Here is a 14,901-nt window from a genome sequence, read left to right on the forward strand (position 1 = left end):
CCTCACAAGTCCACGAGGCCCGCGCGCAGGGCCAGCACCACCGCCTCCACGTGCGAGTTGACCCCCATCTTCTTGTAGATGTGGGACAGGTGCGTGCGCACCGTGCGCCGCTCCAGCGTCATCACCCGGCCCACCTCGGCGTTGGAGAGGCCCTTGGCCACGTAGCGCAGCACGTCGAACTCGGCTGGGGTGAGGCCCCAGGGGTTCTGCTTCTCCGCCTCGGGCGGCTTCGCCTGGATGGACTGGAAGTAGTTCCAGAAGCGCCGCGCGATGAGGGGCTCGAGCACCGTGCCGCCCTCCATCACCTCGCGGATACCCGAGCGAATCTTCTCCGGCCCCACCCGCTTCACCAGGTAGCCCGAGGCCCCCGCTTGAATGGCCTCGTACACCTTCTGCTCGTCCTCGAAGGACGTGAGGATGAGCACCTCCACTTCGGGCGCACGGCGCTTCACCCGCCGCGTCACTTCAATCCCGTTGAGGCCCGGCAGCTCCAGGTCCAACAGCACCAGCTGCGGGCGCACCCGCACCAGCTCCTCCACGGCCTGCTCCCCATCCTGGGAGCTGCCCACCACCTCTAGCTCCGGGAAGCTCCCGAGCACCTTGAGGAGGTTGCGTAGCAGGGTCGGCTGATCCTCGACGACGAAGACGCGGGTCCGGTCCATGGCCTCAGCGGTGGGAAGAGTCGTTGAAGAGCTGCTGCAGCATCTTGTGCTCGCCGCGCTCCAGGCTCACCTGGAACACCTCGCGGTACCGCGGCACGCCAATCGTCTCGATGATGATCTCATGGGTGCCTGACCTCACCGGGTAGCGCACCAGGGGCAGGTTGCGCCTCACCCGCACACCATTGATGTACGCGCGCGCTGGGCGGTCGGCCTCGAGCGACAGGTACGCGACACCGGCCTTGGGAGGGTCCTCACCCGTCCCCTGGGACACCACCACCGGCTCCGGTGGCGGGCTATGGCTGGGCTTGGGAGGCTCAGGCGACGACGTCGGAGGCTCTTGCAGGTACTGCTCCACGGCGCCACTGACCGCGGACACCTTGGGATCCGTGTCGAGCTGGGGTCGTTGTGAGAACCTCCACAGCGCGAAGGCAAAACACACCATGCCCACCAGCGCGATGGCACCCGCCACAGCCAACATCCGGCGCCGGCGCCGCGCGTCCTCCTGGAGGTTGCGCTCCTCGGTGAAGAGGCGGCGTTGAGCCACCGCGGCCTTGACCTCCGGAGACGTCGGAGGGGGCATGGGGATGTACGAGCGATCCGGCTCGACCGTGGTTGGCGGCTGCTCGGACCCGTGCCCGCGCACCAGGGACGGAGGTACACGCGCCCGCGTGACCGTCCCTTCGGGGACGCGCGAGCGGAGCACCGTCCTCTCGAGCTTCTCGGTGTCTATCCGGTCCTCCGCATCTCCCTGCGGAGGTGGGGGCTCGGATGGCGGCTCGGGACGAGAGAAGTCCTCCACCACGCGCAGGCGGGGATGCTTGCCCACGCGCGTCCCTTCCCTGGCCGCGGCAGCGGCACCACCGAGCACAGGCCCTCGGCGAGGCTTGGGCGGTGCCGCCCCTGGAGGCGCCACCCAGGTCTGCTCATCGTCGCCTGGCGGAGCGCTCCGGCCCATCTCGGGAGGCGCAGGGGAGCTGACTTGGGTGGATTCGGGGACGACCTCCTCCGTCGGGGGCTCCTCCGTGAAGACCTGGGTGGAGTCGAGCACGCGGCGATCCATCACGGGCCCTGGCACCACGGTGGGCTCGGGCAGGTAGTCCTCGAAGGCGGGCGGAGCCTCCATGGTGTCCGCCTCGCTGAGGGCGGGACTGAAGGAGGGTCGCACCACCACGGACTTGTCCAACGCGTCCGCGCTCACCTGTGCCAGCGATACGCCCGAGATCGGCGTGAGTGTGAAGCGCTCGGAGAACGGCACTGGACCGAGCCCGACGGACACCTCGTTGGGGAAGAGCTCGGCCACGAAGCGGCGCGATTCCTCGGTGCCGGGCAGGCCTCCGTTGGTGGAGAGGAAGTTGCGCAGCGAGCCGGCGAACTCAGCACAGGAGCGGAACCGCCTGGAGGGCGTGGCCTCCAGCGCGCGCAGGATGATGGGGTCCAATCGCGCATGGATGCGCCGATCCAGGCGGCTGGGCGGAGGCAGGCCGGCGCGGCGGGTGCTGACACCTCCGTCGGGGACGACAGCCTCGCGCAGGGTGAGCAGCTCGTAGGCCATGGCGCCGATGGAGTAGATGTCCGAGAGCACGTCGGGCATGTCACCCCGGCCCACCTCGGGGGCGCGATAGGCGCTGCGGCCCCGGCCCGCGAAGGCGCGCTTGAGCTCCGGTACCCCGATGAGCGCCTGGAGCGCTCCGAAGTCGCACACGGCGGGCAGACCGGCGCGCGACAGCAGCACGTTGCCCGGGGTGATGGCGCCGTGGACGACACCCACCGCGTGGGCCCGCTCCACGGACTCGAGGAGCTGGATGATGAGATGGAGCGCGACGGGCGCTGGGAGGAGGACCTCCTTGGAGCTGAGCCGCTGCAGCGCGGTGCCCAGGGTGTAGCCCTCCACGGACTCGCGCACCACGGCGAGCCGGTTCTTCACGAAGCCCATGTCGAGGACGTGGAGGACACCCTCGGGGTGCAGCGGGTTGAGGACGCTGTACGTCTGGGCCAGCACGGCGGCGTAGCGCGGATCCGACGTCTTCGGATGGAAGAGCTTGATGACGACCTTGGCGCCACCCGGCTCCTGGACAGCCTCGTAGAGATCAGCGAGCTCTCCGGCCTCAATGCGGCCGGTCAACCGGTAGGCGCTGCTCATCCCTTCCTCTTCCGGGGCCGGACGGCGTCGAACAGGAACCCGCACCAGACACAGGCCTCGCCCCGGCGTCCCGGTGGGAGCTCCAGCGTGCAGCCGGGGCAACGAGGACGCGCTCGGCCGCCTGTCCGGGGAGCCGCCATCTGACGGCGCACTCGACCGGAGGCGGTCCCCGAGGAACGCGTACGCCCGGCCACGACGGCGCCGCGGACCAACACCTCGAGCCGGCGGACACGGTCCTCCAGAGCCTCGATTCGGGCGGACAGCCGCGCGTGGAGCTCTGCGTCGGACGGGGGGCGTCTGGCGGGCGATCGCATGCGGACCCGCGAGCGTGCCACGTCGGCTCGGCAGCCCGCAAGGTGGACGGGCCGTATGAATGGTGCCGCCCGAGGACCGCGTGTTATGTCTGTCTGTCCTGTGTCACCGAAACTCTCACCGACCGGACCCATCCCCGGGAGCCCGACGACCTCGGATCCCCTGCACGGCAGCTTCCGCTCCTCGCGCAACCGAGCCCACGCCGAGGACGCCGAGCGCCGCGCCCAGAGCCTCTTCGCAGATCCCGAGCTCGCTCGCCTGCTGAGCGTCCCCCGGGTTCTCCCTCGCGAGGTGCCACGCGCGCGGGACATCTTCGTCAACCGCAACCTGCGCATGACCAGCGTCGAGCTCATCGGCTTCGACATGGACTACACGCTGGCCATCTATCACATGCGCCGGCTGGAGCAGCTCGCGTACGACATGACGATCGCCAAGCTCGTCTCCGAGCGAGGCTACCCGTCGGTGATCGGCCAGCTGCAGTACGACCACCACTTCGTGATCCGCGGGCTGGCGGTCGACAAGGCGAACGGCAACCTGCTGAAGATGGACCGCTTCGGCTACGTGGGGCGGGCCTGGCACGGGCTGCGGCCGCTCGAGCGCGAGGTGTGGAAGAAGCTCTACCGCAACCAGCGCGTGCAGCTGAAGAACCCCCAGTTCGCGTGGATCGACACGCTCTTCGCCCTGCCCGAGGCCTGGCTGTTCGCGGGCATCATCGAGCTGCTGGAGTCGCTGGGCCAGCGCGTGGACTACGGCAAGCTGTACGACGACATCCGCGACGCCATCGACACGGTGCACCGGGACAACTCGCTCAAGCGCGAGGTGCGCAAGGAGCTGGGGCGCTACATCTTCCAGGATCCGGAGCTGGGCCCCGCGCTGCACAAGCTGCGCTCGGGCGGCAAGCGCCTGTTCCTGCTGACGAACTCGGCGTGGGACTACACGGACGCGGTGATGCGCTACCTGCTGGACGGGCAGTTGGCGGAGTACCCGAGCTGGCGCAACTACTTCGACTACATCGTGACGCTGGCCTCGAAGCCGGCGTTCTTCTCCGAGCAGCGGCCCTTCCTGGAGCTGGAGACAGCCGGTCCTGGCGAGGAAGCGCGCGTGGTGGGTGAGGCCGCCCACCTGGAGCGCGGCAAGGTGTACCAGGGCGGCAACCTGGTGCAGTTCGAGCGGCAGACGGGCTACGCGGGCGAGGGCGTCCTGTACGTGGGCGATCACATCTACGGGGACATCCTCAAGTCGAAGAAGTCCTCGCTGTGGCGCACGTGCATGATCGTCCAGGAGATTGAAGACGAGATCACCTACACGGACGGGCAGCGAGAGCGGATCGAGCAGCTGTCCGAGGTGGAAATGGCTCGGGAGCGGCTGGATGACGCGGTGGCGCACCACAAGGGTCTGCTCAACGCGCTGGACCGCAGGCTGGATCGCGGGGAGCTGACGGCCGAGGAGCAGGCCCAGCTGGAGGAAGAGCGGCGCAAGACGAAGGTCGAGCTGGACAAGCTGCGCTGGGCCCTGCGGGAGGCGACGGAGATCGCCGACACCCTGGAGCGCGAGGTGGAGGAAGGCTTCAACCCGTACTGGGGCCTGCTCTTCAAGGAAGGGCACGAGAACAGCCGCTTCGGCGAGCAGGTGGAACGCTACGCGTGTCTGTACACGAGCCGGGTGTCGAACTTCCTGCACGACTCGCCGATGCAGTACTACCGCTCGCCGCGCGAGCTGATGCCGCACGAGATGGCCGGCTCCTGGTCGGCGAAGCTATCGCTGGTGGGCAGCGAGGGCCCTCCCAAGGGCGAGCGCGAGCGCTGAGTCCCCTCCCCCGCCCTGGGGACTCCTGAAATCAGGACTGGAAAAACAAACGGCCGGGTTCCCCGAAGGGAGCCCGGCCGTTGTCCTATCCCTCTACGTGAGGGGCAAGCCGACTACTTCTTCAGCTTGCTGGCCATCACGTCGCCGAGGCGGGCCTTGGAGCCCTCGGCCTGGCGGCGGAGGTACTCGCGGTAGTCGTCGCCCTCGCCGATCAGGGCCTTCATCGACAGAGCCACCTTCCGGTCCTGGGTGTTGATGTCGATGATCTTGACCTCAACCTCCTGGCCCTCGTTCACCACGTCACGCGGGTTCTCGACACGCTCCTCCTTCAGCTCGGAGACGTGCACGAGGCCCTCGATGCCGGGCTCGATCTCCACGAAGGCGCCGAAGTCCGTCACCTTGGTGACCTTGCCCTTCACGCGGCTGCCCACCGGGGTGCGCTCGGACAGGGTGTCCCAGGGATCCGGCTGGAGCTGCTTGATGCCCAGGCTGAAGCGCTCGTTCTCGACGTCGATGTTGAGCACCACCGCCTCGACCTCGTCGCCCTTCTTGAACATCTCGCCCGGGTGCTTGATGCGCTGGGTCCACGAGATGTCGGACACGTGCACCAGGCCGTCCACGCCCTCCTCGACGCCGACGAACACGCCGAAGTCGGTGACGTTGCGGATCTGACCCTTGATGACGGAGCCGATCGGGTACTTGTCCTCGAGCAGCGTCCAGGGGTTCTGCTCGATCTGCTTCATGCCCAGCGCGATGCGCTTGGCCTTCGGATCGATGTCGAGAACGACGGCCTCGACCTCCTGGCCCACCTCGAGCATCTTGCTCGGGTGCTTGAGGCGCTTGGTCCAGGACATCTCGGACACGTGCACCAGACCCTCGACGCCCTGCTCGATCTCGATGAACGCGCCGTAGTCGGTGATGGAGACGACCTTGCCGCGCACGCGGGTGCCGACCGGGTACTTCTCGTCGGCGCGGTGCCACGGATCCTCCTGGATCTGCTTGAGGCCGAGGCTGACGCGCTCCTGGGCGGGGTCGAACTTGAGGACCACGACCCGGACCTCGTCACCCACATTGAACATCTCGCTGGGGTGACCGATGCGGCCCCAGGACATGTCGGTGATGTGGAGGAGGCCGTCGATGCCGCCGAGGTCGATGAAGGCGCCGTAGTCGGTGAGGTTCTTGACCACGCCCTTGAGGACCGCACCCTCCTTGAGATTCTTGAGGGTCTCCTTCTTCATCTCCTCGCGCTGCTTCTCGAGCAGCACGCGGCGGGAGAGCACGATGTTGCCGCGCTTCTTGTTGAACTTGATGACCTTGAACTCGAATTCCTTCGAGATGTACTGGTCGAGGTTGCGCACCGGGCGGATATCCACCTGGCTGCCGGGGAGGAACGCCTTCACTCCGATGTCGACGGAGAGGCCACCCTTCACGCGACCCACGATGGTGCCCTTGACGATCTCATCGCGCTCGCAGGCGGCGCTGATCTCGTCCCAGATGCGCATCTTGTCGGCCTTCTCCTTGGAGAGGACGACCATGCCGGTATCGTTCTCGCGGCTCTCCAGGAGGACCTCGACAGGGTCGCCCGCCTTGACGGAGACCTCGCCGCGAGGGCTGGTGAACTCGGAGATCGGAACCTGGCCCTCGGACTTGTAGCCGATGTCGACGATGGCGTAGTCCTTGGTCACCTGAACGACGGTGCCCTTGACGATCTCGCCTTCCTTGAGGATGCCTTCACCGCCACGCTCCTTGAGCGAGGCCTCGAACATCGCGGCAAAATCCTCGTCGCCGACATCTCCGATCTGCTGGTTCACATTCTGCTGCATGAGATTGGGAATCCTTTGAAACGGTACTGCTGCCCCCGGTTGTGGACGGCAGTCACTCGCGGGGAGCTACGAGTGACCCGCGAGCCAACCCCACAATGGGGTTGACTCGAAGCCGCGCACCCTAGACACCGGTTACACCGGCAGTCAAGCGAGCGCGGGATACTTGTTTACAGTCTTGATAATGCGGCTCCGGGTGGGAGGGGACCCCCCGCCACCCCAGAACCCCTGTCCCAGAGGCCAGGTCGCCAGGCCTCCGGGCGCCTACCGGAGGACAAGGTGGTACCCCATGGGTAGTCGCGCCATCGCCCCGGCGCATGAGGCGCACGGGGGGCGCGAACCTTCGCCAGCAGAGCGGGCGGTCAGTCGAGGAGCTTGAACGTCTCGCGGGCGATCACCAGCCGCTGAACCTCGCTGGTGCCCTCGTAGATGGTCTGCACCCGGGCATCCCGGAAGTAACGCTCCACGGGGAACTCGTCGATGTAGCCGTAGCCGCCGTGGATCTGCACCGCCTTGTCCACCGCGCGGTTGGACATCTCGCTGGCGTACAGCTTCGCCATGGAGGCCTCGCGGGTGAACGGCTGGCCCTCGTCCTTGAGGAACGCCGCCCGGTACGTCAGCAGCTCGGCCGCCTGGAGCTCGGTGGCCATGTTGGCCAGCATGAAGCGCAGTCCCTGGAACTCGCCAATGGGCTGGCCGAAGGCCTTACGGTCCTTCGCATAGCGGATGGAGGCCTCCAGCGCCGCCCGGGCCACACCGCAGGCCTGCGAGGCGATGCCGATACGCCCACCGTCCAGCGCGATCATCGCCAGCTTGAAGCCGTCGCCCTCCTTGCCCAGGAGGTTCTCCGCGGGGATCTCCATGTCCTCGAAGGTGAGGCTCACGGTGTTGGACGAGCGCAGGCCCATCTTGTCCTCATGCTTGCCGACGATGAGGCCCTTCGTCCCGCCCTCCACGATGAAGGCGGAGATGCCCTTGCTCCCCTGCCCTCCCGTGAGCGCCCACACCACCATCACGCCCGCGTAGGCGCCGGAGGTGATCCACTGCTTGCTGCCGTTGAGGACCCACTTGTCCCCGCGCCGCACCGCCGTGGTGCGCATGGCGCGCGGATCCGAGCCCGCGTGCGGCTCGGAGAGCGCGAACGAGCCCACCACCGCCTCGCCCGAGGTGATGCGCGTGACGTACTTCTGGCGCTGCGCCTCGGTGCCGAACTTCTGGATGAGCTCGGCGCACATGTTGGTGACAGCCATGGCCACCGAGGTGGAGGCACACGCGGCGGCCATCTCCATCATCGCCAGCGAGTAGGAGACGACGCCCGCCTCGGCGCCGCCGTACTGGGAGGGGATGTTCACCCCCATGAGCCCCAGGGAGGCCAGCTCCTTGAAGAGCTCGGTGGGGAAGATCTCCTCCTTGTCGAATCTGCGCGCCTGGGGCGCCACCCGCTCCCGCGCGAACTTGCGCGCGGTGTCGCGGATGAGCGTCTGCGTCTCGGTGAGCTCGAGGTTCACGGAAGGGGTCCTACTTGATGGCCTTGAGGTTGAACGGATACTCGATGGGGTACTCGCGGCGGTCCGGCGGCTGCGGGAAGTTGATGCCGGAGAGCACGTTCACCACGCACTCGTGCAGGCGCGGGTTCTTCAGCGTCGTACCCGCCTTGGCGACCTTGGCGTTCCGCACGAAGCCGTCCTGCGTGATGGTGAAGGTCGTCATGATGCGACCCTCCTCCACCGTGCTGCCCTTCGTCGCGAGGATCTCCTCGTAGCAATCCTGGATGTCGAAGGCGTGGTACTCCATGACCATGCGGATGGAGTCCGGAGTGAAGGGCAGCCGGTTGATCTCCGGGGGCGGAGGCCGGACCGGCCCCGCCGCCTTCTTCTTCTCCTGCGCGGGGGCAGCCGCCTCGGGGCTCGCGCCCGTCTCCTTCTGGGCCGAGCCCTTCTTGCCAGGCGAGCCCTGCGCGAACGCCAGGCCTGAACCAAGCAACACCACCACCGCGAACAGGAAGCGCTTCATTTCGACTCCTCAGTCCTTCAACAGGTTGGCCGAGATGACGATGCGCTGAATCTCGCTCGTCCCCTCGTAGATCTCCGTGATGCGCGCGTCGCGCACGTGGCGCTCGACGTCCATCTCCTTGGAGTAGCCCATGCCCCCGTGCACCTGCAGGGCCTTGTTGGCCACACGGCTGGCCATCTCGCTGGCGTACAGCTTGGCCATGGAGCTCTCGGTGGAGTGGCGCACGCCCTTGTCCTTGAGCATCGCCGCGCGCAGCACGAGCAGCCGAGCCGCGTCGATCTCCGTGGCCATGTCGGCGATCATGAACTGGATGGCCTGGTGCTCGCGGATGGGCTTGCCGAACGTCTTGCGCTCGCCCGAGTAGCGCACGGCCTCCTCGAAGGCCGCGCGGGCAATGCCCAGCGCCTGCGAGGCAATGCCAATGCGCCCGCCGTCCAGCGTGCTCATGGCGATCTTGAAGCCGTCGCCCTCCTTGCCCAGGAGGTTCTTGGCCGGCACGCGCATGTCCTCGAAGAACATGCTGCACGAGTGCGCGGCGCTGATGCCCATCTTCTTGTCCGGCTCGGCGCGGATGAAGCCCGGCGTGTTGGTGGGCACCAGGAACGCGGAGATGCCCCTGTTGCCCGCCTCCTTGTTCGTCATCGTGAACAGCACGATGGCGTCCGCCTTGGGGCCGTTGGTGATCCAGTTCTTCGAGCCGTTGATGATGTACTCGTCACCCTTGCGCACGGCCGTGGTCTTCTGGGAGGCCGCGTCGCTGCCCGCCTCGGGCTCGGTGAGGCCAAAGCAGCCCAGCTTCTCGCCCCGGGCGAAGGGAGTGAGGAACTCCGCCTTCTGCTCCTCGTTGCCGTACTTCATCACCGGATCGCAGTAGAGCGAGTTGTTCACGCTCATGATGACGCCGGTGGAGGCGCAGCCGCGGCTGATCTCCTCCATGGCCAGCGCGTAGCACACGTTGTCCAGCCCCGCGCCGCCGTACTGCTCCGGCACCGCCACACCGAGCAGAGACAGCTCAGCCAGCTTCTTCACCGCCTCGACGGGCCACTGGTGCGTCTCGTCCCACTTGCGGGCGTTGGGGGTCAGCTCGCGCGAGGCGAACTCGCGGCACATCCGCTGGATCTCGCGCTGGACGTCGCTCAGCTCGAAGTTCATGGCACTCCTGGGGTAAGGGCGCGGAGGTACATAGTACGGGCATGCCTCCTGGGATCGGGGTTTGCAAGAAGGGCGGGCAAGCGCCAATTGCCGCGCCCATTAGCCATCCCGGGGCTCCCGGGCATGGTTTGGTTGCCTACTTGCCAGCGAAGGCGGCGGGACGCTTCTCCAGGAAGGCCTTCATGCCCTCCTTCTGGTCCTCCGAGCCAAAGAGCACCGCGAAACCCTGGCGCTCCAGCTCGTTGGCCGCACGAAGATCCTGGTCGGCGCCGAACTCGATGACCCGCTTGGCCTGCGACACCGCCAGCGGACCGTTCTTGAGGATCTTCCCCGCCACCGTCTTGCAGTGGGCCAGGAGCTGATCCGCCGGCAGTACCTCGAGGACCAGGCCGATCTCCTTCGCCTTGGCCGCGTCCAGGCGCTCACCCGTGAAGACGAGCTCCTTCGCGCGCATCTTGCCCACCACGCGGGTGAGGCGCTGCGTGCCGCCGAAGCCCGGAATCACGCCGAGGCTCACCTCGGGCAGTCCCAGCTTCGCCTTCTCCGAGGCGTAGATGAGGTCGCACGCGAGGGCGAGCTCACAGCCACCACCGAGCGCGAAGCCGTTCACCGCGGCGATGGTGGGGATGGGGAGCTGCTCGAGCTTGTGGAAGACGCGGTGGCCGAGCGCGGCGAACTCGCGCGCCTGCGCCGCGGTGATGGAGGCCATCTCCGCGATGTCCGCGCCCGCCACGAAGGCCTTGTCGCCACCGCCCGTGACGATGAGGGCGCGGGCCGTGGGAGGAAGGGCGTTGAGCGCGGACTCGATCTCCTGGAGCGTCTTGCTGTTGAGGGCGTTGAGCGCCTTGGGACGATCAATGGTGAGGATCGCGATGGCGTCCTCGGACTCCAGCCGGATGTTCTCGTAGGCCATGTGGGGGATTGCCTCGTCCTAGTACTTGTAGAAACCGCGGCCGCTCTTCTTGCCGTACCAGCCGGCGTCCACGTACTGCCGCAGCAGCGGGCTCGGGCGGTACTTGTCGTCACCCAGCCCCTTGTGGAGCACCTCGGCGATGTAGAGCACCGTGTCCAGGCCGATGAAGTCCGCCAGCTGCAGCGGGCCCATGGGCTGGTTGGTGCCCAGCTTCATCGCCGTGTCGATGTCCTCCGCCGTGCCCAGGCCCTCCATCAGCGCGAAGCAGGCCTCGTTCAGCATGGGGATGAGGATGCGGTTCACGATGAAGCCCGGGAAGTCCTTGGACACCACCGTGGTCTTCCCCATCTTCTCCGCGAGCGCCTTCGTCGTCTGGTACGTCGCGTCCGACGTCGCCGCGCCCCGGATCAGCTCCACCAGCTGCATCAGCGGCACCGGGTTCATGAAGTGCATCCCGATCACGTTCTCCGGGCGCTTCGTCGCCGCGGCGATCCGGGTGATGGGGATGGACGAGGTGTTGGTGGCCAGGATGCCGCCCGGCTTCACCACGCTGTCCAGCTCCACGAAGATGCGGCGCTTGAGGTCCTCGTTCTCCGTCACGGCCTCGACGGCGAAGTCGACGTCCTTCACCTCGGTGGCGCTGGTGGCGGTCGCGAAGTTCGTGTTCGCCGCCTCGAGCCGGGCCGCGTCCAGCTTGCCCTTCTCCACCAGCTTCTTCAGGCCGGCCTTGATGCGCTCGGCACCCTTGGCGAGACCCTCCTTCGAGACGTCCACCAGCGTGACCCGCAGGCCCGCCTGCAGCGCCACCTGGGCAATGCCCGACCCCATCTGCCCTGCCCCGACGACGACGATGTGCTCCGTTGCCATGGCGTTCGCGACCCCTTGCTCGGTAAATCAGTAAACGAGGAACCGGGCGCGCTATAGCCCTGGCCACCCCACCGGTCAACGACTCGCAGGTACCGGGAGTCCCCGCTCGACGCGCACGTCTTCTTCTCCGAGTGTCAGGCGCTCCACACGCGGGGGCCGGGAAGGTCCACTTTCACCCCGAGCGAACACCCACACCTCGTATGTCCCGGCGGGCAGCTCCGTCTTCAGGGTCACCGAGCTCGGAGGTCCTGCCTGGAAAGTGTGCGTTTCGCGCTTCACCAGCTCGCCCTCGGCGTTCTTCACCTGGAGGTCGATGGCGCGGATCTCGCCCCAGCCCGGGCCCACCAGCCGCCATACCAGCTCGCGCTCGGGCACTTCCGAGCCCTTCCACAGCCACAGGCCCATGGCCAGCAGCAGCAGCACGGGGAGCCGCTTCATCAGCGGGTGCTGACGCCAGTTCCGCCGCCCCTCGCCCTCCACGCCGTTACTCCTTCTTCGAGGCGGACTTCTTGCCGCCGCGGCGCGTGTTCAGCTCGGTGACGACCACCTTGGTGCGCGCCGGCTCGCCCTGCTCCACGTCCTCGGCGCGATCCGGAACCAGGCGGATCTGGGCCTTCACCTCGATGGTCATCCCCGACATCAGCTTGAGGAACTCGTCGCGCAGCTTCTCCGACTGGAGGAAGCGCCGCAGCTCCTCGGAGACCACCCGGCCCACCTCGTCCTTCGTCTTCTCCGCCTGCCCGAGGATATAGCCGAGCGCCTCCTTGGGCAGCTTGAGCTGACCGGCCAGCGAGCGGATGCCCTCCTCCGTCATGAAGAGGGCACCCAGACCTGCCACCGCCACCTTGCGCACGAACTCCGGCACGAACCCCGGGCGAGAACCCTCCTTCCCCGGCTCGTCGCCGAGCAGCGGATCGAAGTCGTTGTCGGGTTCCTTGCCGGTTGTCATGGGGTCCTCGGTGGGGGTCGCGGGGGATCCTCAGCTTACAACGGGGAGCTTCACCGCCACCCGCATGTTCTCGGTGGACACGCGGCCCGCGATGTTGCGCGCCATCGCCCTGAAGGCCTGGGCCTCGGGGCTGTCCGGCGCGCTGAGCACCACCGGCACGCCCGCGTCACCCGACTCGCGGATCTTCAGATTCAGGGGGATTTCGCCGAGGAACGGGATGCTGAACATCTGCGCCGCCTTGTGGCCGCCGCCCTGGTTGAAGATGGGCGTGGCCTTGGAGCAGTGCGGGCAAACGAACTGGCTCATGTTCTCCACGATGCCCAGCACCGGGATGTGCACCTTGTCGAACATCTGCTTGGCGCGCACCACGTCCGCCAGCGCCACGTCCTGCGGCGTCGTCACCAGCACCGCGCCCGCCGCCCTCACCGACTGCGACAGCGACAGCGCCACGTCACCCGTGCCCGGCGGCAGATCCAGCACCAGGTAGTCCAGCTCGCCCCAGCGCACGTCCCGCACCAGCTGCATCAGCGCGCCGTGCAGCATGGGCCCGCGCCAGATGAGCGCCTGATCCGCCTCCACCAGGAAGCCGATCGACATCACCTTCAGCCCGTGCTTCTCCAGCGGGAGCAGCGTCTTGCCATCCGGGCTCACCGGCTTCTCGGTGATGCCCGTCATCAACGGCACGGACGGACCGTAGAAGTCCGCGTCCAGCAGGCCCACCTTCGCGCCCTCGCGCGCCAGCGCCGCCGCCAGGTTCACCGACACCGTGCTCTTGCCCACGCCGCCCTTGCCGGCGCCCACCAGGATCACGTTCTTCACCTGCGGCAATATCGCCTGGCCCTGCGGCCCACCCATGCCCACCGGCGCCGAACGCACCTGCGCGCCCCACTCGATGTCGAACGTCTTCAGCCCCGGTACCTGCTTCAGCGCCGCCTCGGCGTCCGCCTGGATCTTCCCCTTCAGCGGGCAGGCCGGCGTGGTCAGCTCGATCTTGAGCTTCGCCTTGTCGCCATCCACGCGGATGTCCTTCACCATCCCGGCCTTCACAAGGTCGATGTGCAGCTCGGGATCCATCACCTTCGACATCGCCGCGAGGATGTCGCGCTCGGAAACGCTCATCTGAGTACCTGAATCCTTTTGGAATCCGGGAGGTAGGGGGACACCTCTCGGAAGGGCGCGGAATAGCCAGCGGCCCGGATCGTGTCAACCTCCTCTAATCGCCCACGCTCCTGGTCGCATGTCTTCTCATTCGATAGCCGAGACCCGGTACTCGCCTGCCTCCCGAACCAGTCGCACCCCGTGCTCCTTGCCAATCGGGAACTCCGCGTCCGAGCCCGTCACTCGCACGTGACCCTTCAGGGCAAGCCGCGCTCGGCGCACCCGCTCGGAGGCCAGGGGCTCGCGCTGGAAGTCCTCGCGCAGACGCTCGGGCGTGTAGCGGACACGCAACGGCTCACTCAGCAGCGACCAGGCCGTGGCCCAGTCGCTCGCCTCCACCGCGTCCAGGAAACGTGTCAGGACCGCCCGGGGCGCGTCCGCTGGTGCCTCCTCGACAACCCGCCAGCCCTCCTTCGCTTGGATCAGCATGAGGGCGGGCGCTCGCGCCTGAAGCTCCGGGAGGGCCGCACGCACCTCCGCGGCCCGCGCCTGACGAACCGAGGCATTCGCATAGTGCTCGAGGAACAACGGCTGCTCCTCGGGTGGTGCGTTCGTCAGCGCCTGGGCGTCCGCCAGCCGGTTCTCCTCCAGCGCCTGGGCGTAGGCGGAGGCCACCTCCTTGGGTCCAGGCGCGTGAGCACAACCCGTGACGGCCAGGACGGCCGTGAGAGACAGGGTGGTCAGAGAGAGCCGGCAAGAAGGAGTGGAGGACATGGGAGCACGGGTCGTCATTCAAGAAGTGCGAAGCTGGACGGCGCTCGGCGGCCGACACCTGGCGCAGTAGACGTCGCCCTCATACGCGAAGGCGTCCCGAAGCTGGAGCCCTGCCTTGCAGGCCGAGCACTTCAGGGCCGAGGCCGCCGCCACCACTCCCGCCGGCCTCACCTGGGGATTGGTCACCCCCTCCAGCAGCTCGAACTCGCCCGCGTCCAGCCAGACACCCTCGCAGCGCGGGCACACGTCGATAGGACAGGCGCTCGTCACCACCAACCCCAGCCGCGAGCCACAGCTCGGACAAGCCACCGGCTCGCTCCGGCACGTGGGGCACACGGCCTGTTCTCGAGCCACCGGATGGCCCCGCCTCCGGCACCGAGAGGGGGCCTGTCTCG

14 protein-coding genes are annotated in these 14,901 nt (G+C 67.6%); 1 reads left to right on the forward strand and 13 read right to left on the reverse strand.

All coding sequences use genetic code 11. The features are described from left to right. Positions 1-2: 2 nt before the first annotated feature. A complete protein-coding gene (locus F0U60_RS27545) occupies positions 3-662 on the reverse strand; it encodes a response regulator (protein ID WP_395803835.1) in 660 nt (219 codons plus the stop codon). A 4-nt stretch (positions 663-666) separates the two neighbouring features. Next, on the reverse strand, positions 667-2,802 hold the full coding sequence (locus tag F0U60_RS27550) for a serine/threonine protein kinase (protein WP_395803837.1): 2,136 nt from the start codon (positions 2,800-2,802) through the stop codon (positions 667-669). A 399-nt stretch (positions 2,803-3,201) separates the two neighbouring features. Here F0U60_RS27550 and F0U60_RS27555 point away from each other — a divergent pair, with 399 nt between their 5' ends. Further along, positions 3,202-4,920 carry an HAD-IG family 5'-nucleotidase gene (locus F0U60_RS27555; RefSeq protein WP_395803839.1) on the forward strand — a complete coding sequence of 573 codons (1,719 nt, stop codon included), beginning with the start codon at positions 3,202-3,204 and terminating at the stop codon, positions 4,918-4,920. A gap of 113 nt (positions 4,921-5,033) precedes the next feature. Here the strand turns inward: F0U60_RS27555 and F0U60_RS27560 are convergent, their stop codons facing one another. The 11 genes from F0U60_RS27560 to F0U60_RS27610 form a co-directional block, all read right to left on the reverse strand. Beyond that, positions 5,034-6,743, reverse strand: a complete 1,710-nt coding sequence (locus tag F0U60_RS27560) for a 30S ribosomal protein S1 (RefSeq protein WP_395803841.1) — start codon at positions 6,741-6,743, stop codon at positions 5,034-5,036. Positions 6,744-7,102: 359 nt separating this feature from the next. Beyond that, positions 7,103-8,248: an acyl-CoA dehydrogenase family protein gene (locus F0U60_RS27565; RefSeq protein WP_395803843.1), complete on the reverse strand. Its 1,146-nt coding sequence runs from the start codon at positions 8,246-8,248 to the stop codon at positions 7,103-7,105. Positions 8,249-8,258: 10 nt separating this feature from the next. Beyond that, a complete protein-coding gene (locus tag F0U60_RS27570) occupies positions 8,259-8,753 on the reverse strand; it encodes an AgmX/PglI C-terminal domain-containing protein (protein WP_395803845.1) in 495 nt (164 codons plus the stop codon). Between the two features lie 9 nt (positions 8,754-8,762). Further along, on the reverse strand, positions 8,763-9,905 hold the full coding sequence (locus F0U60_RS27575; RefSeq protein WP_395803847.1) for an acyl-CoA dehydrogenase: 1,143 nt from the start codon (positions 9,903-9,905) through the stop codon (positions 8,763-8,765). A 136-nt stretch (positions 9,906-10,041) separates the two neighbouring features. Beyond that, positions 10,042-10,818, reverse strand: a complete 777-nt coding sequence (locus tag F0U60_RS27580) for an enoyl-CoA hydratase-related protein (protein WP_395803849.1) — start codon at positions 10,816-10,818, stop codon at positions 10,042-10,044. An 18-nt stretch (positions 10,819-10,836) separates the two neighbouring features. After that, the gene (locus tag F0U60_RS27585) at positions 10,837-11,685 is read right to left on the reverse strand and encodes a 3-hydroxyacyl-CoA dehydrogenase family protein (RefSeq protein WP_395803851.1); all 849 of its coding nucleotides are present in this window, start codon (positions 11,683-11,685) and stop codon (positions 10,837-10,839) included. Between the two features lie 75 nt (positions 11,686-11,760). Then, positions 11,761-12,165 carry a hypothetical protein gene (locus F0U60_RS27590; protein WP_395803853.1) on the reverse strand — a complete coding sequence of 135 codons (405 nt, stop codon included), beginning with the start codon at positions 12,163-12,165 and terminating at the stop codon, positions 11,761-11,763. Between the two features lie 4 nt (positions 12,166-12,169). Then, complete coding sequence (locus tag F0U60_RS27595) at positions 12,170-12,634, reverse strand: hypothetical protein (protein ID WP_395803855.1); 465 nt, start codon at positions 12,632-12,634, stop codon at positions 12,170-12,172. Between the two features lie 30 nt (positions 12,635-12,664). Continuing rightward, positions 12,665-13,753, reverse strand: a complete 1,089-nt coding sequence (locus F0U60_RS27600) for an Mrp/NBP35 family ATP-binding protein (protein ID WP_395803857.1) — start codon at positions 13,751-13,753, stop codon at positions 12,665-12,667. A 126-nt stretch (positions 13,754-13,879) separates the two neighbouring features. Continuing rightward, complete coding sequence (locus F0U60_RS27605; RefSeq protein ID WP_395803859.1) at positions 13,880-14,506, reverse strand: hypothetical protein; 627 nt, start codon at positions 14,504-14,506, stop codon at positions 13,880-13,882. Between the two features lie 18 nt (positions 14,507-14,524). Then, on the reverse strand, positions 14,525-14,860 hold the full coding sequence (locus F0U60_RS27610; RefSeq protein ID WP_395825473.1) for a zf-TFIIB domain-containing protein: 336 nt from the start codon (positions 14,858-14,860) through the stop codon (positions 14,525-14,527). Positions 14,861-14,901 lie beyond the last annotated feature (41 nt).

It is taken from the genome of Archangium minus (assembly GCF_044360475.1).
Taxonomy (GTDB): domain Bacteria; phylum Myxococcota; class Myxococcia; order Myxococcales; family Myxococcaceae; genus Archangium; species Archangium minus.

Excerpts from the sequence above, each read along its gene's own strand:
- F0U60_RS27545 (WP_395803835.1), bottom strand. The coding sequence starts at position 662 with ATGGACCGGACCCGCGTCTTCGTCGTCGAGGATCAGCCGACCCTGCTA.
- F0U60_RS27560 (WP_395803841.1), bottom strand. The coding sequence starts at position 6,743 with ATGCAGCAGAATGTGAACCAGCAGATCGGAGATGTCGGCGACGAGGAT.
- F0U60_RS27555 (WP_395803839.1), top strand. The coding sequence starts at position 3,202 with ATGTCTGTCTGTCCTGTGTCACCGAAACTCTCACCGACCGGACCCATC.
- F0U60_RS27605 (WP_395803859.1), bottom strand. The coding sequence starts at position 14,506 with ATGTCCTCCACTCCTTCTTGCCGGCTCTCTCTGACCACCCTGTCTCTC.
- F0U60_RS27570 (WP_395803845.1), bottom strand. The coding sequence starts at position 8,753 with ATGAAGCGCTTCCTGTTCGCGGTGGTGGTGTTGCTTGGTTCAGGCCTG.
- F0U60_RS27600 (WP_395803857.1), bottom strand. The coding sequence starts at position 13,753 with ATGAGCGTTTCCGAGCGCGACATCCTCGCGGCGATGTCGAAGGTGATG.
- F0U60_RS27595 (WP_395803855.1), bottom strand. The coding sequence starts at position 12,634 with ATGACAACCGGCAAGGAACCCGACAACGACTTCGATCCGCTGCTCGGC.
- F0U60_RS27580 (WP_395803849.1), bottom strand. The coding sequence starts at position 10,818 with ATGGCCTACGAGAACATCCGGCTGGAGTCCGAGGACGCCATCGCGATC.
- F0U60_RS27550 (WP_395803837.1), bottom strand. The coding sequence starts at position 2,802 with ATGAGCAGCGCCTACCGGTTGACCGGCCGCATTGAGGCCGGAGAGCTC.
- F0U60_RS27585 (WP_395803851.1), bottom strand. The coding sequence starts at position 11,685 with ATGGCAACGGAGCACATCGTCGTCGTCGGGGCAGGGCAGATGGGGTCG.
- F0U60_RS27575 (WP_395803847.1), bottom strand. The coding sequence starts at position 9,905 with ATGAACTTCGAGCTGAGCGACGTCCAGCGCGAGATCCAGCGGATGTGC.